The sequence below is a fragment of the Sphingobacterium sp. NGMCC 1.201703 genome (assembly GCF_047784615.1).
Lineage (GTDB): Bacteria > Bacteroidota > Bacteroidia > Sphingobacteriales > Sphingobacteriaceae > Sphingobacterium.
In genome coordinates, this window is the sequence record NZ_JBLOHD010000001.1 from 973,740 (window position 1) to 996,683 (window position 22,944).

The window sequence follows — 22,944 nt, forward strand, 5'->3', positions numbered from 1 at the left end:
TCTATATCAAAACAATTCTCCCATTTATTGATTTCCAATAGCCCTGTTGGAGTAGTTTATCAATTGAAGTATTGATAATGCTATCAATTTGAGCACCGGTTTTTGAAAAGGAAAAAGCTCTGGCTGTGGCGCGTACAAGATCCTCTCTTAATAAACTGATACTGTTGTCCATGACCTCGATAAGTGCGATCTCTATTTCCTCAGGCGCAATATCTTCGATCGCTCGTTTTTCGAGGTTATTGTCACGGTAGTATGTCAGCGCTGTGGCCGATTGTTCCTGATCCCAATAAAAAATTTGATGGGAAAGCTCCTCCTTTACTCCGGGCAATTTTCTCGTCAGTTCAGTTAGATACTGGACAAGTTTTGATGTGGCTCTTGTGGTGTTCCATAAACGTAGTACCTTGCGAAAGAGATGGTTTTGACTGATTGGAGATTCCGTGCGGATGATCTTCAGGATCTGATCGCTCAATACCGTTCGATAGGCCGCATCATAAATTAATTCTGGACTTGCTGTTGTCATTGGATTGACTTTGGCGCTCACATAAGGTTTCATTTTAGATGAAACAATGGCATCATCGGATAGCACTGAAAGGGTGGTTTTCGATTGTGCTTGAGAAGCATCGATGATGATAGGCTCTTTTGCCGTTGTATCGTTTACGATGCGTTGAATTTCCGCTTGGATCTCATTCAGTATTTTATCTCTGTTTTTTATCCAGTCTAAGGTCCAGATGCGGTAAATATTCCAGCCCAGTGATTGCAGCACATTCGGAATCAGCAGTTCCCTGTCATTGGTTGTCTGTGTATTGAAATAGTTTTTCCCGTCAACCAATATCCCCAAAATATACTGATGAGCATGCAGCGGATCCACAATACCAATATCAACACGATAGCCCGAGGTACCGATATTTGTTTTCACTTTTATACCCTGTTGGTCTAAATATTTCGCAATCGATTGGATGAGCGTATATTTTTCCTGATCATGGGCTACTGCTTCAGCTGTCTGCAATACGCCTCTTTCAGCGAAGTTTAAAAAGGCTTTTAGTCCCTCCACACCAGCTGAACTGGTACGGTTTAAATCAATCTGATCTCCCTTTAGCGAAGAGAAAACACGCATTTCGTATCGGGCCCGGGTTACAGCAACATTGAGCCTGCGCCAGCCGCCATCACGATTCAAAGGGCCGAAATTCATCGATACCTTGCCATCTTCGTCTGGGCCATAGCCGATGGAAAATAGAATAAAATCACGTTCGTCGCCTTGGACATTTTCTAAATTTTTAATAAAAATAGGCTCATCACCCTGTAGCGCCGTTTCTTCTAAGTCGGGATGCGCTGAGAATAATGACTGCAACAAATCTTCAATTAAATTCTGCTGCGTTTGACTAAAAGTGACCACACCCAATGAACGATGAGGACGATGTTCCAAATGCTGTTTTATATATTGGATCACTGCCTCAGCTTCTTTTAGGTTTGTTCGGGTTTTCCCCTTGTCATAATGACCATCGATAAATTGAAAACTTACTTTCTTGTCCTGATCGTCATGGGAAGGAAATGTCAACAATTTGTTCTCATAAAAATTGGAGTTACTGAAAGAAATAAGACTTTCATGTTTACTGCGATAATGACGCAATAGGTATTTCGATGGAATGGACAAGGCGAGGGAATCATCCAGGATGCTTTCCAGGTCTTCTAATTCCAGATGATCTTCATCCATTTTGTTGCTGGCAAAGAAGCTCGTTGGTGGCATTTGCTTTGGATCCCCTACAATAATGGCCTGTTTTGCCCGAGCGAGGGCGCTGATTGCTTCTGATGTCGGTAGCTGCGATGCTTCGTCAAAAATAACCAGATCGAAGTGATCGGTATTTACATCAAAATATTGGGCGACCGAAATCGGACTCATCAGCATGCAGGGTTTGAGTCGCGGAAGTAAGGTCGAAATCTGATCAAATAAACGACGGATACTGACTCCACGACCTCGATTTCGGATCGCACGTTGTAAGATTCCGATTTCCGAACTATGAACTGCTTCTTGGGCGAGATTCGGGATTTTGTTGCTGAGCTCCAAAACCAATTGCTCCCGCACCAATCGGGTAAACTCTTGATGAAGTGTCTTGTATTGTAAAATCTGTGCCTCATATACAGCCGCATCAAAACCATTTAAAATGCTGGACTGATCCAAAGAATTTACAAAGTAATTGAGATGCAATACACTTTCCATATCCATGGTCAGTGCATCTTTATTGATCTTGTTCGCTTCAAGTAGATCAATCAACCAGGATAGTCCCAGTTTTATACCCTGATCCTTATAATAATTGTATCGGATCCAGTCTTCAAGTTGATCTAAATCTTGTTTTATTTGATTTAAAACATCGACTTCTGGAATATGAACTAAAAATGCCGAAATGGCCTGATGCTTATCTGCGTAATGTTGGAGCGTTAAAATAAGGGTTGGTATTCTCAACTTTAGATCTATATGTGCGAGTATATAGTTTAACCAAGATTGAAAGTTTTCAAATTTGAGCTGTTGCGCCAGTTCATTGAATGCCCGCAGTTCTTGCTGATGCTGTTGCAGCGTAGCTAAATTATAGGTATTGCCTATGAGATAATAACTCGTCGCTTCGTTTATCGGATAGAATTGCGGTTCCGCCAAATTCTTTGCCACCAGATCGAAGGAATTTTTCTGATAAAAGAACTGATCAACCTGCTGTTCGGAAGTAATTTTGTTTGTGGCAAAACCATTTAAGAATTTTTTTACTTTACGTTGTTTCAACCATTTGGGTAGAAACCAGGAATGTTTTGACTGATTCCATGTGGATTCAATCAGATTCCAGTCTGTCGTAAATATTCGGTTGCCAAAATCTGTAACAAGCGCATTTTCTAATGTCTGTTTTTGGCTCTGCAGTTCAACCCAATGATCAAGTAAATTTTTTTGGCGAACATCAAAGTAAACATTTACGATGGTCTGATGCGCCGAAAACTGAGTGATCTTTTCGAGAAGTGAACATAGCGAGGTCTTGTTTTCGATCCAATTCTTCGGGAGATTCAATTGCAGATCTGAGAGAGCTTTTGTTGCCTCAGCGTCTGCCTGTATATAATCTTCGATAGATTTCTCGATATTATTTTTGTGAGCAAAGTTCTGATCTTTCAAGTGGATCAAGTGCAATGGGTGCTTGTCAATCGCTGGTAATTTATGCGTTAACTCTCCGAAGGGGATTGCCCAGTCCTGCCAATTATTCCAGGTCTTTTTGTCAATATGTTCCAGTTGAAGGGATAGCAACCAGTCCGTGTTGATTTCGACATGATGACTGTCTAAATAGGAAACGGAATCATACAGGCTCCAACCCACTGCAAAGGGCTGATGTAAGGAGTCAACATATTGACTTAATGCTGCTTTGCGCTGATCAATACGTTGTGCTTCTTCCTGAAAATCGATATGACTTTGATACTTGGGTGTTTCCAGGCTCTGTTCCAATTGCCGTAGGACATCTGATTTTTTAGATTTATTTGAATGTAACTCTAAACAGAAGGAACCTAAACCAATTTTTACCAAACGGCGATGTACCACATCCAAAGCAGCCTTTTTAGCAGCGACAAAAAGCACTTTTTTGTCATTCGCTAGTGCATTTGCGATAATATTGGTGATGGTTTGGGATTTACCGGTCCCGGGAGGGCCATGTAATACAAAGCTCTTATTCGCATTGGAGTGACGTACAGCTTCAAGCTGGGAATTGTCTGTTGGAATGGGCAATGTTAACAAGGAAGAGGGGAGCTGCTCCAGATTTTCCGAATCAGCGGTGATATCCAATAGATCCGAAAGCCGCCCGTCAATCAAGCTCTTTACAATGGTGCTTTTTTTAATTTCTTCTGCATATTTGGTTAGGTCCTGCCATAGAATAAGCTTGTTAAAAGAGAAGTTACCAAGGACAACCTGTTCCTGAATATCCCATCCTTCCAGGTTTAAAATAGACTTTCTTAAAATGGCGAATACTTTTTGTACGTCAACCCCTGACTCATCCATTGGTAGCACTTCCAAGGCATTGAGGTTAAGCTTAAATTCCTGTTTGAGATACTCCAACAATGTAATATTAATCATGGCCTCCTCTTCACGGCTTCGGAGCGTAAACTTGGTGTTGACAGATCTGCGTGATAATTCAACAGGAATCAATAGGATGGGGGCAAGTCTAGGCTGTTGATTGGTTTTGGGTTCAAACCACTTCAATAAACCGACCCCCAGATACAAGGTGCTCTTTCCATTTTCCTCTTCGGCCAGTTTCGCATTGCGGTACAGGTGTGTTAAGATATTATCCAGATCATCCTGATGATAAAGTGTCAGCAGGCGATTATATCTGAATTCATCGTCAGCAAGCTTGAATAATGGCTCGGAAGAATGCAAGGGTTCTAAATAAAGATTGTAACGTCGTAAAACCTCTTGACTGTTGTTGGGATGTATGGTAAGTGATTTTCCGTTTGATAGATGATCTTCCAAGAGATCAGTTTTCAGATCCACTATTTGCAACATACTTTTAGTGAACCGGAGGTTCAATAGGTTATTTCTGAGTGAAAGGTCGAGCAGCTTTCGTTCCCAGATTTTTTGTTTTGTTAGATCTTTGACTTCACTGAGAACGAGATCCAGTTTGTTGTCATCGATATTAAAATAATCGATAGCCTGTTTTTTGGCTGATCCAGTGGTATTCTTTAAAGCTGCGTTGTTCAGTTCGTCCTTTCCAGTAAAAGGTAAGGGAAGGATCCCATGCGAACGGGCATGTTTGATATCAAGGGATAAAATAAAGTTGTTGGCATGTAATAGCTGCGTTTCGGCGATGTTCATTGCTTCCCGCATGGTATAGGCATTTCCTCGGCATAAATGCGTAGACTCGATCAAAGCGATATCATCAATTCCATGCGCGATCCGTTTTGAAATAGCCGCCTGATCATAATTGACAACAGCTTCTAGTCGCTGGTCGCTGAGCCAAACGCCTATAAATGCATGCCCTCGGGTGACAATAAGAATTGGATTCAGATCGATAGCTTCCAGACAGGCCGCAAATAGTAGCGAGATATCGATACAGTTTCCAAACTTCGTTTCCCAGATCTGATCGACCAGACGAATACGCTGACCTTCAGTTTCAAAACTTGCAGGCATGGCGCTGTATGTAATATTGATATTTAGAATAGCCTGATATAGGGCCATTACTTCCTGCAGGACACGATCCTTGCTATCGGATTGATAGCCCAAAAACGCTGGTGTTAACCTGTTTTTCTCAAGAATTTTGACCGCCTCTGCTTTAATCGTATAGATGATATCGTGATTGGGCAAAACGTAAGAAGCCAATAACTCGGGGTACTTACTTAATCCGCCAAAATAATCCATCGGTAAAACGTTTACGGCGAAATTTTGCTGATATAAGATTTCATTTTTAGAATAAATCGTACAGGTAAGCGTATCCAAATCTTTCTCTACCAGATTACGGATAAATGGAATGTTGTAATCGAAAGCTAAATTTTCCACTGTCACTGGTGTTCCTTCCAAAAACCTGTCTATATAAAATGTGTAGGGGCTGAACAATCCGATTTCAGAAGTAATCTCAATTTTCATCTGTTCAAGATCCTTTGTAACCGCGGTGATTTTAATTTTTTCCACCAGCGACAGATTATGGAAACAGAAGCTATAATTAAAGTGAGAAGATTTCTCTATTGCAACCTGAAAACAAGCATTAGTTTCGATCATTTTAAAAAAAAATATATTAGTTTAAAGATATAGAAAATTTATATACTCCCAATTGCTTTATACGCTATTTCTAGTTGTCGTTTTGCGTGTAATTTTTGGCAAAATATATAAAGGAAGCATGATTAAATCTGTGTCAGATTTAATAAGTGATTTAAAATGAAAAAATTATATGCTTCCCTTATCGGAGTAATGTTAGTTGTGTTGACCAATGTTATTATGGCGCAGGCAATCTTCGAAATAGAATAGTTAGATAGCAGTTCCTTATAGATATCGGTGAAAACCTATGACGGTATCTTTTTGACCAATAAACCGAGTTTAGCGAACTTATGGATATCTTAGTAAAAAAAAGATCAATAGAAAATAAACAAATAAAAAATGCCGATGTGATTAACATTGGCATTACCTTATACGTCCTATAAAGTTTCAGGGATGTTATTTTTTAACTTCACCTTTATATTTTACTGCACCATTTACATATAGATCTGATTTATCAGCATCATATTTAAAGGTATCCTTTTGGTATGTATTGTTTTCAGTTTTGTTCAAAATAATCGTTGTTTTATTGTCGTCCGGTAAAAATAGCTCCATTTTGGATTTATCGTCATTAGCAACAACAAATGCACTTATGATAGCATCCCCTTCTTTAACATCAACAGGATTCAGACGTGTGCCTACATTAAAGACCTGAATACATCCCTGTTTAACTTCACTCCAGGTTTGGCCTGCACCGACAAGACATCCATGTTCATCCTTATCGCCGCCGATAGATGGTGTTTCTTCTTTGGCCACACTGTCTGTTTTCTCAGCAGAGTTCGGTTGCTGTGCATTATTACATCCTGCAAATAGGGTAACACATAGTGCTAAAAATGCTAATTTTTTCATTTTAATCGGTTTTTATATGTTTTGTTCTGCAGCGCAATAAATATACCATACTTGCCAAATTGATCCTTTATTCGAAAAAAATAAGTGAACCGTAAATATTGCCATAGGGCAAGCTAATTTAATAGCATGTTTATTAATATTGTATTGCAGCTGATACTACATGTTCATTCACCGCTTTTTATGCTTACCAAAGGCAGTTGTTGAAATATTTATCCAATAAACGATGGAAATTAATTAACGGATCGCAATTAATCTAGAAAATAACATATGGAAGATGTAAATTCAGGGAAAAAAAAGCTGGTTTCAGTTGTTTTGGTGGAGAAACCGCTCGAAGATGTCTGGGAGCACTGGATCAGATCAGCGTCTATAAAACAATGGAATATTCCATTCGATGATTGGCATTGCCCGGAGGTAGAAAACAATTTTAGGGAAGGTGGGCAATTTAATTTTCGAATGGAGCGGCGAATTGATCATGAAGGTTTTGATTATGTTGGGATATATGAACGTATTATCCCTTTCGAATATATTGAAAGTACCAGTGGCGGAAGAAGCTGTATTGTTGAATTTCAGGCTATCGATCATAATACGATTATAAGGGAGACGTTTGAACCAGACACGGTGACACCGCTTGATCTTCAGCAGAATTTCACCGACGCCGTTCTGCTCAGCTTTAAAAAATTTGTAGAAGGTAGATAAAGCTAAATCGTAAATAGAATAAACCAATTAAATTGAATAATGAGCATATTGAACAATCACTCAGGCTATGCCGCAGCTAACGGGATAAAACTATATTATGAAATATATGGAACCGGAAAGCCTCTTGTGCTTATCCACGGCGGTGGATCCTCAGGATTTTGTGATTTTGAAGAGACCGTCACGAGATTGAAAGATCGCTATCAATTGATTTTGCTCGATATGCAAAATCATGGTCGATCGGAGCATAGGGAAGTTCCGGAAACATTTGAACAGGATGCAAGGGACATTATCGCGGTTTTGGATTACCTAAAGATCATTAAAACCTCATTTTTAGGTTTCAGTAATGGTGCAACGACCATTTTGACACTTGCTTCTCTTTTCCCGGATAGGGTAGACAAATTAATTGCTGCTTCGGGTAACACCAAAAGAGAGGGCTTGTTAGATGGCTTTTTTGATAGCATGTCAGCTTCTACGATTGAAGTGATGCCGTCTTATTTGAAAGAAAATTTTTTGAAATTGAATCCGGATCCCGAAAAGTTTAAAAATATGTATGAAAAGGATAGCCAACGCATGATAAATTTCCGTGATTTCGAACCGGGTACTTTAGAAAATCTAACTTGTCCGGTATTTCTGATCGGAGGAGATCAGGACGTTGTCAAAGGGCCGCATTTGGCACAAATGCAACAGCAGATTCCCAATGCACGGCTCATGATTCTACATGCTAACCATGGTAATTATATCATGAAAGGTTTTGATGGTCAAATAGATAAAGGATTAATTGATTTTACTATCCTCCAAATTCAGAAATTCCTTGAGGCCGAATAATTATCTTCCAATTTATGTTATATGCGTTGGATTAGAACAGCAGATGAGGTATTTAACGGCGCATACTACGTTCCAAACTGCGTATGCGTTGTTGATTTTTACCATCAACACGTGAAGCAACGGCCCATATTGCCGCGGGCAACCAACCTAAAATAGTAAGTTGGAGGATTAAACAAATAATTCCACTGAATATTTTACCTCGTAAAAAGAAAGATAACCAAGGTAGTAATACTGCAATCAATATCATATCAAACGATTTATAAAAGAACTGTGTAAAAAACCGAAACAGGCTCCGTTCATTTCGCTGTAACAGATAGCTTAAATGTACACAACAAAAATCGACAATAATATGTAAGAAAGCAAATCGCTGAAGATGTTAAGAAATCTTAAAATTTTATGTTTCCATTCCTCTTTTAAAAATTCAGGGCAGGAGTGGCACCAATGTTGATGTTCCCCTGTCAAATATTTTTAGATGCAGTTTACAATAAGATAAATGACGGAACACATGAAAGAGAGCAAAAACATTATTGAGATTTTGGACAATAAATATAAAGCTTATTTGGAAGAAGACGGAAAATGGCTCAATGAAGGATTTAAAAACATTTTTATAGAAGGAGAGGCCAGTAGAGAGAATTTAAAAACACCGGTTTACCTGATGTTGCCCGAAGAAATTAGGGAAGATGTCGATCAGCTATTATCGGACAACTTCAATTAAAAGGGAACTAATCTACAGCAGGTTTTTTAATGTAATCAATTTTCCCCTTTTCCTCCTGGGCTTTGACCACATTCGCTATACCAAATCTTTTGATAGTCTGATAAATCTGCTGTTTCTCTTTTCTACTCAACACGTTTAACATCGTGAGTATCTCTTTTCCCTGTGTAGTTTCCAATTCGAGTCTTGTCCCTGTCCATATAGTTGCAGTTATCCGGATATTGACAATTTGTACGAATGGAACAAATACCAATAAATCTAGGTCAGCAATGGCTTTTTTGAATGTATTTCTAGCGGGCATTCTTGTGAAATAAAATCCCCTTGAATCTGTTTTCGCCCGAACGGCTTTTTTGTTGTTCTTCAGCATCCAACACCCGATCAGGATGCATATCAGCTTTAATGGTAGCCATGGTATGGATCCCAAAAAAGAAGTAATGTCTATCCATAATGTTCCTGTTCCAATGAGCACTAAAATAACAGCGATCATGATTCTTTTCCAGTTTGGATGATAATAAATCTTTTCAGACTGCACCTCATTAACCATAAGCTCCCTATAAGTGAAGATCTATTTTTTACTTCAGGTAATCAACCTATTCATTGATCAATAGTAATGTAAAACGATAGATTATTTCGTAAATATAATCGTGTGCAACAGTAGATACGTTTTAAATTTACAATCCGCCAGAAAAGATTTTATATTCGATCATATGCCGAATTGTCTCATTGATGATCCGTATGTTTATAGACTAAAATACCGATTTCCTCGGCCTTCATTTTACCGAAAAATCGTGGACGAAATATGGATTTGAATAGTGACCATAGGATTCAATCTGCTCCATCCATAGGGAAAAGAACAGGATTGACACCGATAGATTATAGAAACAGATACAAAGGCCAATTTGATGAAGTCCAAGGCCTGGACTATCCGACATCTCAGATCTGGATGATAATGTGAATTCTTTTTAGGGATATTTTTGCCTGCATAAATCAAAATATTTACTAAAATGAATTATCAAATTAAAAGAGCCAATCTTGAAGACTTGAACGAGACCGCAGAATTGTTTAACCTTTATCGAATTTTTTACCGTCAGGAATCTGATCTGGAAAAAGGGAAGATGTTTTTAAAGGAGCGCTTTTTGAAGGACGAATCGATTGTTTTTCTAGTTCTCACTGACGGTAAAGCCGTGGGCTTTGTACAATTGTATAAATTATTTCATTACACTAAATTAGAAATGCAATGGTTGCTTAGCGATCTGTTTGTCCACCAAGATTATCGCGGTAGGGGACTCTCCGTAGCACTGATAGATCAAAGCAAACAATGGTGTGCCGAAACCGGTGCCTGCGGGTTAATGCTCGAAACAGAAAAAACAAATGACATTGGCAATACGCTATACCCACGTTGCGGTTTTGAATACGATGGACTGCACAACTATTATCATTGGTGGAGTAAAAGGTAAACTGAATTTTGTCTAGTCCTTAGCATCATATGATTATTTGGACTAGACCTTTTTTACGATTTAGCTAGTATCTGTTGACGATGATGATTAAGGTGGGCTACATAATCTTCCATCAAAAAGGCAAGTGTTAGATCATTACATTTTCGCATTGTCAGGCTTTTAGTAATCAAAGTCTTGAATAGAAATAAAAGTTGCTTGTTGAGTGCTAACCATAGATCAAGCAGCTGTTTGGTTTCTGACTGCTGATAATTTGCATTTTCACAAAAGTCATCCTGTGTGTAAAAGATCTGCGGATTTTCCTCAGATTGTGCTCTAATAAACCGGAGATAGTTTGTCATTGCGCTATCGATCAGGTGCCCTAAAATTTCTTTCTTGCTCCATCTTTCTGGAACTGGCTTCGCACTAAATGCTATGGTATCAATGGCCGAAAGTTCACTCGGGAAAGCAGCTATGAGCACTTCAAAATCTTGTATAAAATTGTCCATTTTTATTGAATGTTAACATGGTAATAGCTGATTGTTAGCTTCATTGACTGTTTTGTTAAATTTCAAATAAAAAATATTTTGTTTGAAATTTGACAAAACAATTTTACCGCAAGTCATATTTAAAGATATAACTGTTATTACAAATTAATAAAATAAAAATTTATGAACAGAAATCAATTGGTTTTTAAATCCATCTTTTGTTTTGGATTAGTTGCATCCCTATGGATGACGGGGTGTCAAAAGCAGGTATTATCGACGAATGAAGATGATGCGGTGAATCGTTTGAATCAGTTAAATGCGCAGGCTGCCGCAGTAACGACAAATGCCGTTGTGGAATGGAACCAGGAACGGCAAAAAATTGACGGTTTTGGTGCCTTCGGAGGGCGTATCGTTCCTTTCTTTGAATCTCCGAAGAGAGATAGTATTCTGGACTATCTTTGGGGTAATTCGGGTTTGAAGTTGAATATATTGCGCGGCAAGGTATTACATACCTATCCTTTCAATCAACAGAATAGGGTGGTGACCATCAAGCCTGCAGGGGTTGATATCGATGTCGCAGTGAGTAGTCCGGCTTATCAGGCACTTTCGGCGGATGCGCGCGAGCATCTGGGACAGCTATGGATTCTAAAAAAGGCTAAGGAAAGATTTCAGGTTCCGGTTATTATCGCCAGTACCTGGACACCACCGCTTTATATGAAGACAAATCCCAATAGTATCAGTGGTAAATGGTTTAATGGGCTTAATCTGAATACCTCTTCGACGCTATTTGCCCGCTATCTGGCTGGTTTCGCTAAAGCCTATCAAAATGAAGGGATCACAATTAATGCCATATCGCCAACGAACGAACCTGAAAATGTATTTTCGGATTGGGATGCATCTTATTGGGCTTCGAATAAACTTGGTGAGTTTGTCACTAACAACCTCAGACCAGCTTTAAATGAAGAAGGTTTGCAAAGTACCAAAATCATCGCTTCTGAAAATGCGGCTTGGGGTACAGCCAATACCTTCCTATCAGGAATGGACAGGAGTAATGTCGATATTCTGGCAGGTCATGGTTATGTTGAAATTACAGAGTTGATCGGCGGAAAAAGAGGATTCAACCAAAACCCATCAAAGTGGACATTTTCCACAGGCGGCAAACCTATGTGGGTAACCGAAGCGTCGGACGATGGCGGAAACTACGATGCTGGAATTGAAGGTGGATTGAAGCTTGCCGTTAATATGCACAAATTGCTTGCTGATTGTGATGCCAGTGCCTATATTTTTTGGCTCGGGATGCTCGCATTCCAAAACAATGAGGCTTTAATCTGTACACGGAGTGATGGTTCATTAGAGTTTACCAAGGCTTATGACGTGATGGGGCATTATTCCAGATTTATTAAAGCCAATTACAAGCGTATCAATGTGGCGGTACAAAATGCCAACGGATTACTGATATCCGCGTATAAAGATCCGCAAACAGGTAAATTTGCGATGGTCGTGACAAATACAGGTAGCAGTAGTGTTCCGTTGGATATCAATCTGTCAGGTTTTGTAGGGGGACAATTATCCAATTATCAGACTACAGCGACCAGTACAGGGCATTGGGCACCTGCCGGCACGATTGCGCCAACTGCTGGGGTATATAGCTTAACTATTCCAGCAAAGAGTGTGTCGACACTCGAAGGAACCAAACAATAAGGATATAAATGGAAAATAAGCAATCCGAAGAGTAAAAACATCCCCTAAGTAGTGCATGTGTGTAAGAGGGGGGACGAATAAAATAAAAGAAAATGGGCTGTCCGAAATCTTTTTGGACAGCCCATTTCTGCTTTCGAATTAATGCAGTGCGATTAATCCCATTTATTATTTGTCGAAACGGCATATTTACCTGCTCCCATAAATAGAAAACTTAGTCCAATCAGCATGTAGATAACCAAAAGCTCTACCGCCCAGCCCCCAAATTCATTCAATTTAAAGATATTACCGCTTTGGGCGAGGCAAATTGCCGTAAGGCAGTTAATGGCGAATACTACACCCGCCAAACGTATGCGTAGACCAAGGATAATCATAATCGGTGCAATGATTTCGCCGACAAATACGCCATTGGCAAAAAAGGAGGGAAGTCCGATGCTGACAATGATGTCCTTAATGAACCCGATGCCATGAATCAACTTATTGATCCCGTACACCAACATGGGACCGCCAATAGCTACTCTACTGATTAAAATGCCTAAATCAAGATTTTTTTTCATTATATTATTTTTAAAAGTTGTGTTTTACAAAAGCGCCAATATTTTCCAGTGTTTTTTTACTGTTATTAAATTGGTCAAAATTGGATGCCAGTCCATACATAAGTTTTTCCTGTTTTAAGCCCAATCGTATAAATTGAAGTCCACGCTGGTACATCTTGGTATTTACATTACCGATAGCAAGTACACTGAAATAGGCCTGTTTCTGTGCGGTTAAATAGGGAGTATATTCAAACGATAAGGACTGTTCGAGCGTAAATCCTTTTTGATAGGTGCTGCCTATAGTGTAAGAAAAAGACTGGGTAGGTTTGCTCACGCGATATTGTACAAACGCGCTAAAGAAAGCTCCGGGATTTTTCATTCCAAAAGCTGCATTCAATGTGAATCGTTTACTAACTGTATACGAAGCCGTATTTCTGATAAAAAAGATGTTTTCTTTATCGGTTGTATATTCTGTATCAAAAAGCGAAAGGTTGATTTTTATTTTATCACTGATCTTGTAGCTGACCTGATGCATATAGAAGTATGAACGATGTCCCAGGACGACCTCAGGTGTATAGGTTAGTTGCTGAGCATATGTCGCCACAGCAACCAAGGTAGAAAGTGCAAGTGTAATAGCTGTTGTCTTCATGTTCTCTCGTTTGAATTACGAGCATAACTAGACAAGGCGGAGGGGATAAAAATTAAGAAATCTTAAGAAAGACGTGACAGGTGTTTTTTTCTCAAATAACTGAGGTATTCGACCGTAATCCCAAGATAAGATGCAATCATATATTGTGGAAACCGTTGTTCAATCGGAGGATAGTCCGAGATAAATTTCCTGTATTTGGTATACGCATCGGATCGTACATTTTCGAAAGTACGTTCCTGTAAATTCACATAAGCATGCTGAATTTTCAATCGCCAAAACTCGGAGAGGGCAGGGACTTCCTTATACAATATTTCCAGATTGCGTTTGCTGACCTGTATGAGTGTGGTATCCTCATTTGCACGGATATATAAGCGAGATGGTAATTCACTCAGGTAGCTATACAGATCATTGATCCACCACTGTTCTATCCCGAGTTGCGTTATATGTTCTTTGCCATTCTCCTCCATATAATAGGCATATAGACTTCCTTTTACAATGAATCTCATGTGTTTGGAAATCTGCCCCTCCTGAAGAATAAACTCTTTCCGTTTTACAACTTTTATTTCCAATTTTGGGAGAATGGACAGTATATCCGCTTCAGTGAGTGGCACAATCTCTTTGAAATGGTCGATCAATAGCGAACTGATAGCGTCTAAATTCATATCTCTTGATTAAAAACACCGACAGACTTTATTGCAAAAATATCGCATTTGTGGGTGTCTAAATAAGACGCAAATTTAAGCAAATTTAGTGTTGATCACGACTGTTTTAGGACTTTGAGCGCCATAATTTATCCAGCGCATATCTGCCACCACCTTGTAGGATGAGTGCGAGACAGATCCCCAGGACCAACAAATGGTATTCAAAACCCTCAGCACCAGCCGGCATTTTTCCAAACCAGTTCATAAAAAAACCATGTGCGGCGTGATCGACTACAATCATACCAATAAATAGGAAAAAAATAGCAATACTGGTGAGTCTGGTCAAAAAGCCCAATAGGATAAAAAATGTTCCCAGGCATTCAACTGCAATTGCGCTAATGGCTAAGAACATCGGTAGATTGACATGACTGGTCATGTAGTCAATCTCGCCCTGCAACCCGGGACCGTCAAACCAGCCAAATAGTTTTTGGGCTGCATGTGGAAATAGTACGAGCCCCAATGTTAACCGTAAAATAAAGGCTGTCCAGCTATTATCTGTTGACAGCATCCATTGTTTAATCTTTTTGTTCATCTTACTTTGGTTTATGATGAACAAATTTAATTCGAAATTAATGTTTTAACCTGTGCTATTTGATAAATAAAATCGGTGCGATTTATCACAGATTTAAATATTTTTATACTGTTGTCCCTTGAGTCTACTCAGCGATTCCCTTGTAATACCAAGAAAAGAGGCGATATGTTGTTGGGAGATGCGTTGTTCAAACCAGTGATAACATTTCATAAACTCAAGATACCTTTCCTCAGCTGTTTTCTGCTGAAATAGTATTCTTTTCTGAAGGGAAACAAATGCTTTTAGAAATATTTTTCGAAAATAGCTTTCTAAAGCTGGGATTTCAATAAACAGCTCTTCCAACTGGCTTTTTTCTATTAAGAATACTTCCGTATCTTCCAGTGCATCGATATTGTAAACCGAAGGCTGAGCTTGAAAGGTGCTATACCAATCTGAAATCCACCAGTTCTCAAAAGCAAATTGCACGGTATTCTCCCGACCGCTGGGACTAACCTCATATTGCCGCAGGGCGCCTTTGATCACAAAACATTCGCGTGTACAGATGTTGCCTTCTTGTAGTAAATATTGTCTGCGGCGTATTTTTTTGTAGGTCAATGCTGCGCAAAAGCGTTCTTTCTCTTCCTCCGATAAGATGCTGTGTTGACTGATATGATTGAGTATACTGTCGTAAACGATTGACATAAAAGGGGTATGGTTCGTATTTTCTCAAATATAATGAATAGCTACTGCATCCTAAATAGACTAAGATCTATTTTTTACATTCTACAAAGTGCAGCCCTTCCCTGGAATAATAAATGACGTTTTTAAAATGAGTGTATGCGGATTGTAAATATTCGTGTTAATATCGCTTCATACGCTGTATATTTGGATATCTTTTACCGTTGGTTTAAGATAGAAATGAAAAGATAATTTTGAGCAATTTTCCATGAAGCTATTTAGGTCAACAAATACAAGTATTCTTTCTTTACTGTTTTTATCCACACTGTTATATTCCTGTCAATCTCAGGATTCAGCGGTTGTATTCTTGGACAAATTAGATCCCAGCTTTGATGTTTCAACCTTTTATGCGCCAAAAATCAAGAAAACGGAATCCATGTTAGCTGCTGATGTGAAAGAGATGGATAAGAAAGCGTTAAAAGAGGCTTTTGAGACAGCCATGTTTAAGAAAGATACAATGGCGATTTTTAATAGTGAAGGAAGTTTGCCTACACCCTTTTATCTGGAGTCTACTTCGGGTTGGGGAACCAAAAAGCTAAAACCGGAGAAATATTATGGCTACCGGTATACCACCGTGTCCTACAACGAAGAGAAAGATACTTTGGCCATGTTGAATGGCGTCGCTTTTCCCGCGTTAGCGATGGCGGAAAATAAGGATGGTAAATTTGCTTATTTATATGCGACTAAAACATCAAAAAACAAAACTGATTACCAGAGTCTTCAGGATTTTCTACAAAAAACATATACAGCCCTCAACATATCAGAGGAATCTGGTTCAGGGATAAAAGGCTGGGAAAGTCCGGATTTTTATTATTTCTTAACGAAGAAAGATCGTACGGAGGAGGAAATTTTCTCCTTTGGTGAATCCGAAGATGACAAGCCCACCACGACAGCTATTTCAGAAATACTTTTGGAAATCTTTAGTAAGGAATATATCCAGGACATGCGGAAGGAGCAGGTCTATCTGAGAGACTACATTCCCCTTGTCAAATAAGAAAAGATTAGTTTGAATGGCGGACATAGAACAGTTTTTGAAATTTGTTTATATTTACGTCTTTGTTTTTAGGAAATCAATCAAACTAATCTTACTCTTTCTATGCCCGATACAACAGTTTCTACCTCCGCTTATGCTGATACCAAGCCGCATTATAACGTGCTTGATGGTTTACGCGGTGTTGCAGCTATCACGGTAGTATGTTTTCACATTTTCGAAGCCTTTGCAACCAGCCATCTGGATCAACGTATTAACCACGGTTACCTTGCGGTCGATTTTTTCTTTATGTTATCTGGATTTGTCGTCGGTTATGCGTATGATGATCGTTGGGGAACGATGACGACAATGGATTTTATCAAACGCCGGATTATACGGCTACATCCCATGGTTATTATGGGGGCGATTATTGGTGCTGTTATGTTTTATTTTCAGGGGTGTTCGGTTTGGGATGTATCGAAGGTGACTTTTTCGGCTTTATTACTAGCGACGGTATTAAATGCACTGCTGATCCCTGCTCTCCCCGAACATGAAGTAAGGGGATTGGGTGAGATGTTTCCGCTCAATGGTCCGAGTTGGTCCTTGTTTTTTGAATATATCGGTAATCTCCTTTATGTTTTGATTATCCGTAAATTTTCAACAAAAGCACTTGGAGGACTTGTTGTCGCTGCAGGTTGTGGATTAGCCATATTTGCGATCTGGGGTCCTTTGGGTGATATTTGTGCAGGATTTTCACTGACCGGAACAGAATTTACAGCGGGATCCTTACGTCTTTTATTTTCCTTTACTGCAGGACTGTTTTTATCGCGCGTATTTAAGCCTTTTCGGATTAAAGGTGCATTTTGGATCTGTAGTATTATCCTTGTTTCACTTTTGGCGATTCCTCGTATCGGGGGAGTTGAACATCTCTGGATGAATGGACTCTATGATACGCTGTGCTGTGTGCTGGTTTTTCCACTGCTAGTTGTTCTGGGGGCTTCCGGAAAAGGGGGCAGTTTTACAAACAAACTGTCTAAATTCTTAGGAGACATCTCTTACCCTTTGTATATGGTGCACTATCCTTTTATCTATTTATATTACGCTTGGGTGAAAAATGAAAACCTCAGTTTTGAGCAATCATTGCCCGGTGCTGCAGCGGTTGTAATCGGTAGTATTGTGCTCGCTTATGCTTGTTTAAAATTATACGATATCCCTGTGCGAAAATATCTGACCAAGCGATTTTTAAAATCAAAGGGAAAGAATTAGAATTAAGTGCAGAATAGGCCAGTCAAGTTCGTGTTGACTGGCCTATTTTCTTTCTAAACGATTATTTTTGAAATGCTCCAATCGTAATGCGATTTGCTTCTGATCTTGCCTTTCCGCTCAGATCCAATTCGCCATTGACTGCTTGACTAATAAAATTTCCTTTGTCAAGGGCAGGAGATGAATCCCTTAATTCAAAATCTGCTTGTGTCGTTGATATAAACCCCGGATCCTGTCCAAAGATCGCATGCGTATCGCCAATAAGGGTTGATTTCCAGGTTTGTTGATCCCGGATGACTTTCCCATTCCATATCCACTGATCTTCTCCAGTACTAAAGTATAAATTGTAGTCAATCGCATTGGATGCGCCCGTATTGGTATATTTATGAATAAACACGCTATTGGGCCTGGCAGCAATAATATTATTTTGGATGATGTTGTCTATACAGTTCTCAACAAGTCGTATTTCACCTTCAATTTCATCAAAATATCCTTTGTCGATATTGTTGTGAAATAGGGTATTATTAACAACATAGCAGTTCAGCGTACCACCACCGGTATAGTTTAGATAGCCACCCAGGCTTATCCCCGCGAGGGAGTTGTTATAGACCTCGTTATTTCTGACAATACAGTCACGTGTAGGAAAATTGTCGGTTTCACTGACCAGGCCGATTCCGCGTCCACAGCGATAGACACTGTTTCTTTCAACTATGATATCCCGGGCACCATCGATGTAAATTCCAATGGCCCCGTTATGCTGGGCAAATGCAGGGATAGGACCAGTTCTACCATCAATATCATAAACTTCGTTTTGGCTGATCAGTCCGTTACGTACATAATTCAGGTTTGCTGTAGCATTGGCGGCATATCCTCCGGCTGCAACAATGCCAATATTTTCGCCATTGTATACCTTGTTCCGTCTGATAATAAAGCCATCAACATATCCATTGATGGTGAGGTTTTCGGAGTAACCGGTATTGCAGTCATGGATCGTATTATCCTCCACAATAATATCCTGTAAGGCCTCGGTGGTATTGCCGATGAGTAGAATACCATGCCCACTTCGGCCATCCTGTGGGCTGGCATTGTTCTCGATATGATGAACCCTATTATTTCTTACGGTTATGTTTTTAGAACCTTGATCAATAATAATCCCATTTACATCATTGCCTTTGTCCTGTGTTTTAAAATTTCGGATTTCAAAACCGTCAAACTGAATAAATCGGGCATTTCTGATCGTTACCAATGCTTCTGTGCCCGAAATGGATAATCCTTCGCCATCGATGGCCACAGCTTCATTGGGATAGGGCTTTATCGTAATGAGCTTCGCTGAACTTCCCGATTTTGAAATCAATAGTTTCTCATGGTAGGCACCTTCACGCACAAAAATGGTGTCGCCCGCTGATATTGCATCTAAAGCGCGTGAGATAGTACGAAAAGGTTTGCTCTCGGTACCCTTGTTCTGGTCATTACCTGTGAGCGAAACGTACCTGCTTTTTTGAATGGCTGAGTCGGTCTGAATAGGTTCGGGATGATCAGCATGACTGCATGCCGCGCACAATAGCACCCCCTGCAATAGTGCGTAGCTCAACGAAAATAGATGCTTAAAAATCATATTAAATCATTTGAAATTTGAAGAAGCTGTCGAAAGTGCATAGACTCTCATATCTTTATTGCCCCATTTAGATCTTGGCCTCTCTGAGGATGCATAAATTGAAAAGATGTTGTCGGGGATGCAAACAAAAATCAAGAAAAGAGGGTGTCCGATCGTACTATTTCGGACACCCGCTAGGTTATTCTGATATAATCTTCCGGACACTATTATTTTTCTTGTCGATCACATAGACTGTACCATTTTTATCTACAGCCACGCCTTCAGGCACATTAAATGAAGCGGCTTCGCCGACAGCATTTGTAAAACCTGCGATATTGGATCCCGCAAATGTACTTACCTGAAATGTTTTGCCATCCACAAAACGAATGCTCTGATCGGGGGAACCGCTATCGCCGCCGGCAGTACCGTTTCCGGCAACATACACATTGTTTTTGCTGTCAGCTGCTATCCCCCAAGGGAGTGCAAATTCAGCCGCCGTACTAACACCATTTTTATAACCATATTTACCGGAACCGACAATAATGGTCGGCTTCCAGGTTTTGGGGTCATATTTTCTGATTTGGTTGTCGCCATGTAGACAGATGTATAGGCTGCCATCCGGACCGCAGGCCATACCTGCTGGAAAATTCAATCCATCAATGACGGTCGTTACTGCTGTACCATCTGTATTTAACTGATAAATAGGAGCAGGGGAGGTCACAGAATTATAATATAGCTTTTTTGACACTCGGTCATAAGCAATAAACCAAGGCTCTCTTGCTGCCCAGGCCACAAGTTTTGCCGTCCCATCGGGTGTGATCTTGCGGATATCCCAGTTTCCCGGATCAACAGCGTATAAGTTGCCCTGTTCATCGATGGTCAATCCATAAGGGAGGCTGAAACGTGCTTCACCGCCTTTTCCGTCCGCGAAACCAGCATTATTTGGGGATCCGGCTAAAGTACTGACGTTTCCGGCAGGATCGATTTTACGGATACAGTGGTTACCGGGGTCAGTGACATAGACATTTAACGCGTCATCTACAGCAATACCGCCATTGCGGTACCAGGATTCGCCTCCAAAATTAAACTTCGCATCTGCACCTTTTCCGTTGGCAAACCCCGCGGCCCCGTTGCCCGCCAAGGTACTGACCGTTCTTTTGTAGATATAGCTGTAGCTATCTTTGGATGTCCCTGTTTTGCCAGCGATAGACACTTCAATAGGGCCGCTACCAGCCCGTTTGGGTATGATAGCCATGATCTGTGTCCCGTTTGCGCCAATGACTTTTAACGGTATACCATTGAGTTTAACGGAAATCGCAGCTGTGTCCGTTGTAAAGTTTTCCCCAGTGATCAGCACTTCTGTTCCATAGACACCTTGCTTTGGAAGGAAATCTGTGACAACAATGGCTGCATTGGGATCATGTGTCGCACCCATTTGATCTTTCTTACATGAAGATATTCCCACCAATATCACAAAGGAGAGCAGGGGGAAGAATAAAATCTTTTTATATATTAATTTCATCTGTCAATATTTTTTTCCATCCGCCAGATGGACTTACCCTGTTTGAAATTTTCATTTACAGCTGTAACATAAATGAAATTTCAACTAAGGGTGGTTTATAAATAGTAAAAATCAAACCCTAATTACCAGCCTGGGTTTTGGACAAGGGCTGTATTCTTGTCCAGATCATCTTGGAAAATCGGAAATAGATACATTTTGTCATCCCAGAATCTGTTTTGCAATAAATTTCTTTTATAGAAATCCTGATAGAAAAATCCTTGATTATTATCGTTTGAAGCGATATTCATCCGGTATATTGCGCGTGAGGCTGGGTTTCCCATCAGCAGTCGACGAATGAGGGTAAAATAGCGGTCACCTTCAAAAGCGAGTTCAATTTGTCGCTCGCGAAGAATCCATTTACGCTGTTCATCTTTATTACCCACCACCTGCGGATATACCGTTTCCAGTTTAGGTAAACCGGCCCGTTGACGAATGAGGTTCAGATAGGTCAGAATATCAGGATGGCTTGGATTAACTTCATTGAGCGATTCGGCATAATTTAAATAGATTTCAGCCAAGCGAATATGAATATACGGACGATATACAGCGCGGTCTTGGCGAATATTACTGGCTGGGCTGACATTTTTTTGTGCAAGATACCCTGTTTTATCAGCGCTATTTGAATTTTGAACCAGCCCTGCTTTTCCTGAATAATAAAACTCGGCTCTTCCGCGTCCATCCTTATTGCCATCTGAGGAAAAGAAGTTGCGGTCATCGGCTGTCGGTGCGGGTAGGATAGGCTTACCATTATAGAGGATATTGACGTAAAACCGCGCTTCCCGGTTTACATACATATTGGAATTTCCTGCGATGTAACCTCTATTGACTCCATCGCGGCTCTTGCCCCATTCAGCGGGATCATCCGTTGCGACGAAACCATCCTCCCGATAGCCAGAAGTGGGATCGTCAATGGTTTTACCATTGCGCATCAGGTGGGCATCCACGACATTTTGTGTAGCATTCATCATGGCAATCCCACCGGGTTCAGGCGCACTTCGTTTCTCATGTCCCCAATGCCAGGTGTCCGCTTTGTGCGTAGAAAAAATAATCTCACTATTCCAGTTTGTTAAAAAGAGGTTACGGAAAGAAAGGTAAGGATCGAATTTTGAATCCCCTTCATCCAGATTCGTAAAGAGTTTATAGGCATTTAAGTCAATAACGGCTTTTGCAGCATCAGCGGCCAATTGCCATTTATTAGCATCGTTCTGTAGGGGGGCAAGTGCTTTTCCATCCTTATTTTTGAAATTTGCAAAACGCGGATTTCCATTCCATAAGGGGCTCGCCGCCCATAGCGCCACCTGTGATTTTATAGCCAGACAGGTTCCTTTACTTGGTCGACCGTAATTGGAGGAGGCGGACCATACCACAGGAAGGTCTGCTGCGGCAAGATCCATCATGCTATTGATGTAATCGACGCATTCCTGAAATGAATTACGGGGATACTTATTGAAATCTTCGTTCAAACCCAATGTCCCTTTCAGCAATACCGCAGGACCATACTGTCGTAGTAATTTCCAATAGAACCAGCCCCGCAGAAATCGTGCTTCGGCTTTGTATTGTACTTTAAGTTCTGTGCTCAATGCGCTTTCAGGAACTTTGTCGATGTTTTCCTCAAAAACAAATGACTGCCGGATAGCGACGTAGGCGTTATCCCAATAATGCTGCCAATAGCTGCTTTGTGGATTCCAGTTCCCGACAGCCATTTGCCGGACGTTCACAACGGGTATATTACAGGAGGTTTCATCGCTGGCTCCCAGGGTTGTAAAATCGTCTACGGGTGTTTCGATATAACTATAGATCTGGTTTAAGTAAGACTCTGCATTGGCCCGGGTCTCCCAGACCATGTCTGAGGTGAGGAGGTTATCCGGTTTCTTGTCCAAATAATTGCAGCTTTGCATATTTTGACATAAGGCCAGTGCCAGTAGGCCCGATACGATATATTTTGGTGTAATCTGTTTCATG

General features: G+C 40.3%; 20 protein-coding genes. 7 read left to right on the forward strand and 13 right to left on the reverse strand.

Features of this window, described 5'->3' with window-relative positions; all coding sequences use genetic code 11:
• Nucleotide 1: 1 nt before the first annotated feature.
• Both ACK8HY_RS04060 and ACK8HY_RS04065 read right to left on the reverse strand, forming a co-directional pair.
• Nucleotides 2-5,638: a DUF3320 domain-containing protein gene (locus ACK8HY_RS04060; RefSeq protein WP_416132851.1), complete on the reverse strand. Its 5,637-nt coding sequence runs from the start codon at nucleotides 5,636-5,638 to the stop codon at nucleotides 2-4.
• Nucleotides 5,639-6,157: 519 nt separating this feature from the next.
• On the reverse strand, nucleotides 6,158-6,607 hold the full coding sequence (locus tag ACK8HY_RS04065; RefSeq protein WP_416132852.1) for a hypothetical protein: 450 nt from the start codon (nucleotides 6,605-6,607) through the stop codon (nucleotides 6,158-6,160).
• Nucleotides 6,608-6,874: 267 nt separating this feature from the next.
• On the opposite strand from ACK8HY_RS04065, the gene ACK8HY_RS04070 reads away from it, so the two are divergent.
• Complete coding sequence (locus ACK8HY_RS04070) at nucleotides 6,875-7,303, forward strand: SRPBCC domain-containing protein (protein WP_416132853.1); 429 nt, start codon at nucleotides 6,875-6,877, stop codon at nucleotides 7,301-7,303.
• A 39-nt stretch (nucleotides 7,304-7,342) separates the two neighbouring features.
• Nucleotides 7,343-8,128, forward strand: coding sequence for an alpha/beta fold hydrolase (locus ACK8HY_RS04075; RefSeq protein WP_416132854.1), 786 nt, complete (start codon nucleotides 7,343-7,345; stop codon nucleotides 8,126-8,128).
• 52 nt (nucleotides 8,129-8,180) lie between these two features.
• Here the strand turns inward: ACK8HY_RS04075 and ACK8HY_RS04080 are convergent, their stop codons facing one another.
• Entirely contained in the window at nucleotides 8,181-8,375 is a 195-nt protein-coding gene (locus tag ACK8HY_RS04080; RefSeq protein ID WP_077435067.1) for a YqaE/Pmp3 family membrane protein, read from the reverse strand.
• Between the two features lie 258 nt (nucleotides 8,376-8,633).
• Here ACK8HY_RS04080 and ACK8HY_RS04085 point away from each other — a divergent pair, with 258 nt between their 5' ends.
• On the forward strand, nucleotides 8,634-8,843 hold the full coding sequence (locus ACK8HY_RS04085; RefSeq protein ID WP_416132855.1) for a hypothetical protein: 210 nt from the start codon (nucleotides 8,634-8,636) through the stop codon (nucleotides 8,841-8,843).
• A gap of 7 nt (nucleotides 8,844-8,850) precedes the next feature.
• On the opposite strand, the gene ACK8HY_RS04090 is transcribed toward ACK8HY_RS04085, so the two are convergent.
• Nucleotides 8,851-9,384: a hypothetical protein gene (locus tag ACK8HY_RS04090; protein ID WP_416132856.1), complete on the reverse strand. Its 534-nt coding sequence runs from the start codon at nucleotides 9,382-9,384 to the stop codon at nucleotides 8,851-8,853.
• A gap of 460 nt (nucleotides 9,385-9,844) precedes the next feature.
• Between ACK8HY_RS04090 and ACK8HY_RS04095 the strand changes: the two genes are divergently transcribed.
• Complete coding sequence (locus tag ACK8HY_RS04095) at nucleotides 9,845-10,297, forward strand: GNAT family N-acetyltransferase (protein ID WP_416132857.1); 453 nt, start codon at nucleotides 9,845-9,847, stop codon at nucleotides 10,295-10,297.
• Between the two features lie 53 nt (nucleotides 10,298-10,350).
• Here the strand turns inward: ACK8HY_RS04095 and ACK8HY_RS04100 are convergent, their stop codons facing one another.
• Nucleotides 10,351-10,782, reverse strand: a complete 432-nt coding sequence (locus ACK8HY_RS04100) for a DinB family protein (RefSeq protein WP_416132858.1) — start codon at nucleotides 10,780-10,782, stop codon at nucleotides 10,351-10,353.
• A gap of 162 nt (nucleotides 10,783-10,944) precedes the next feature.
• Here ACK8HY_RS04100 and ACK8HY_RS04105 point away from each other — a divergent pair, with 162 nt between their 5' ends.
• Entirely contained in the window at nucleotides 10,945-12,462 is a 1,518-nt protein-coding gene (locus ACK8HY_RS04105; protein WP_416132859.1) for a glycoside hydrolase, read from the forward strand.
• Between the two features lie 152 nt (nucleotides 12,463-12,614).
• Here ACK8HY_RS04105 and ACK8HY_RS04110 read toward each other — a convergent pair whose 3' ends face one another.
• From ACK8HY_RS04110 to ACK8HY_RS04130, 5 genes are all read right to left on the reverse strand, one after another.
• Complete coding sequence (locus ACK8HY_RS04110) at nucleotides 12,615-13,016, reverse strand: DoxX family protein (RefSeq protein ID WP_346084330.1); 402 nt, start codon at nucleotides 13,014-13,016, stop codon at nucleotides 12,615-12,617.
• Between the two features lie 10 nt (nucleotides 13,017-13,026).
• The gene (locus tag ACK8HY_RS04115; protein ID WP_416132860.1) at nucleotides 13,027-13,644 is read right to left on the reverse strand and encodes a hypothetical protein; all 618 of its coding nucleotides are present in this window, start codon (nucleotides 13,642-13,644) and stop codon (nucleotides 13,027-13,029) included.
• Between the two features lie 62 nt (nucleotides 13,645-13,706).
• The gene (locus ACK8HY_RS04120) at nucleotides 13,707-14,306 is read right to left on the reverse strand and encodes a Crp/Fnr family transcriptional regulator (RefSeq protein ID WP_416132861.1); all 600 of its coding nucleotides are present in this window, start codon (nucleotides 14,304-14,306) and stop codon (nucleotides 13,707-13,709) included.
• Between the two features lie 106 nt (nucleotides 14,307-14,412).
• Nucleotides 14,413-14,877 carry a DoxX family protein gene (locus ACK8HY_RS04125; RefSeq protein ID WP_077435049.1) on the reverse strand — a complete coding sequence of 155 codons (465 nt, stop codon included), beginning with the start codon at nucleotides 14,875-14,877 and terminating at the stop codon, nucleotides 14,413-14,415.
• 93 nt (nucleotides 14,878-14,970) lie between these two features.
• Nucleotides 14,971-15,558, reverse strand: coding sequence for a Crp/Fnr family transcriptional regulator (locus ACK8HY_RS04130; RefSeq protein WP_416132862.1), 588 nt, complete (start codon nucleotides 15,556-15,558; stop codon nucleotides 14,971-14,973).
• Nucleotides 15,559-15,802: 244 nt separating this feature from the next.
• On the opposite strand from ACK8HY_RS04130, the gene ACK8HY_RS04135 reads away from it, so the two are divergent.
• Together ACK8HY_RS04135 and ACK8HY_RS04140 are read left to right on the forward strand one after the other, a co-directional pair.
• On the forward strand, nucleotides 15,803-16,588 hold the full coding sequence (locus ACK8HY_RS04135; RefSeq protein ID WP_416132863.1) for a hypothetical protein: 786 nt from the start codon (nucleotides 15,803-15,805) through the stop codon (nucleotides 16,586-16,588).
• Nucleotides 16,589-16,690: 102 nt separating this feature from the next.
• On the forward strand, nucleotides 16,691-17,830 hold the full coding sequence (locus ACK8HY_RS04140) for an acyltransferase family protein (RefSeq protein WP_416132864.1): 1,140 nt from the start codon (nucleotides 16,691-16,693) through the stop codon (nucleotides 17,828-17,830).
• Between the two features lie 61 nt (nucleotides 17,831-17,891).
• Here ACK8HY_RS04140 and ACK8HY_RS04145 read toward each other — a convergent pair whose 3' ends face one another.
• The 3 genes from ACK8HY_RS04145 to ACK8HY_RS04155 form a co-directional block, all read right to left on the reverse strand.
• On the reverse strand, nucleotides 17,892-19,442 hold the full coding sequence (locus ACK8HY_RS04145; protein ID WP_416132865.1) for a DUF1565 domain-containing protein: 1,551 nt from the start codon (nucleotides 19,440-19,442) through the stop codon (nucleotides 17,892-17,894).
• 178 nt (nucleotides 19,443-19,620) lie between these two features.
• The gene (locus ACK8HY_RS04150; protein WP_416132866.1) at nucleotides 19,621-20,943 is read right to left on the reverse strand and encodes an IPT/TIG domain-containing protein; all 1,323 of its coding nucleotides are present in this window, start codon (nucleotides 20,941-20,943) and stop codon (nucleotides 19,621-19,623) included.
• 122 nt (nucleotides 20,944-21,065) lie between these two features.
• A complete protein-coding gene (locus tag ACK8HY_RS04155; protein WP_416132867.1) occupies nucleotides 21,066-22,943 on the reverse strand; it encodes a RagB/SusD family nutrient uptake outer membrane protein in 1,878 nt (625 codons plus the stop codon).
• Nucleotide 22,944 lies beyond the last annotated feature (1 nt).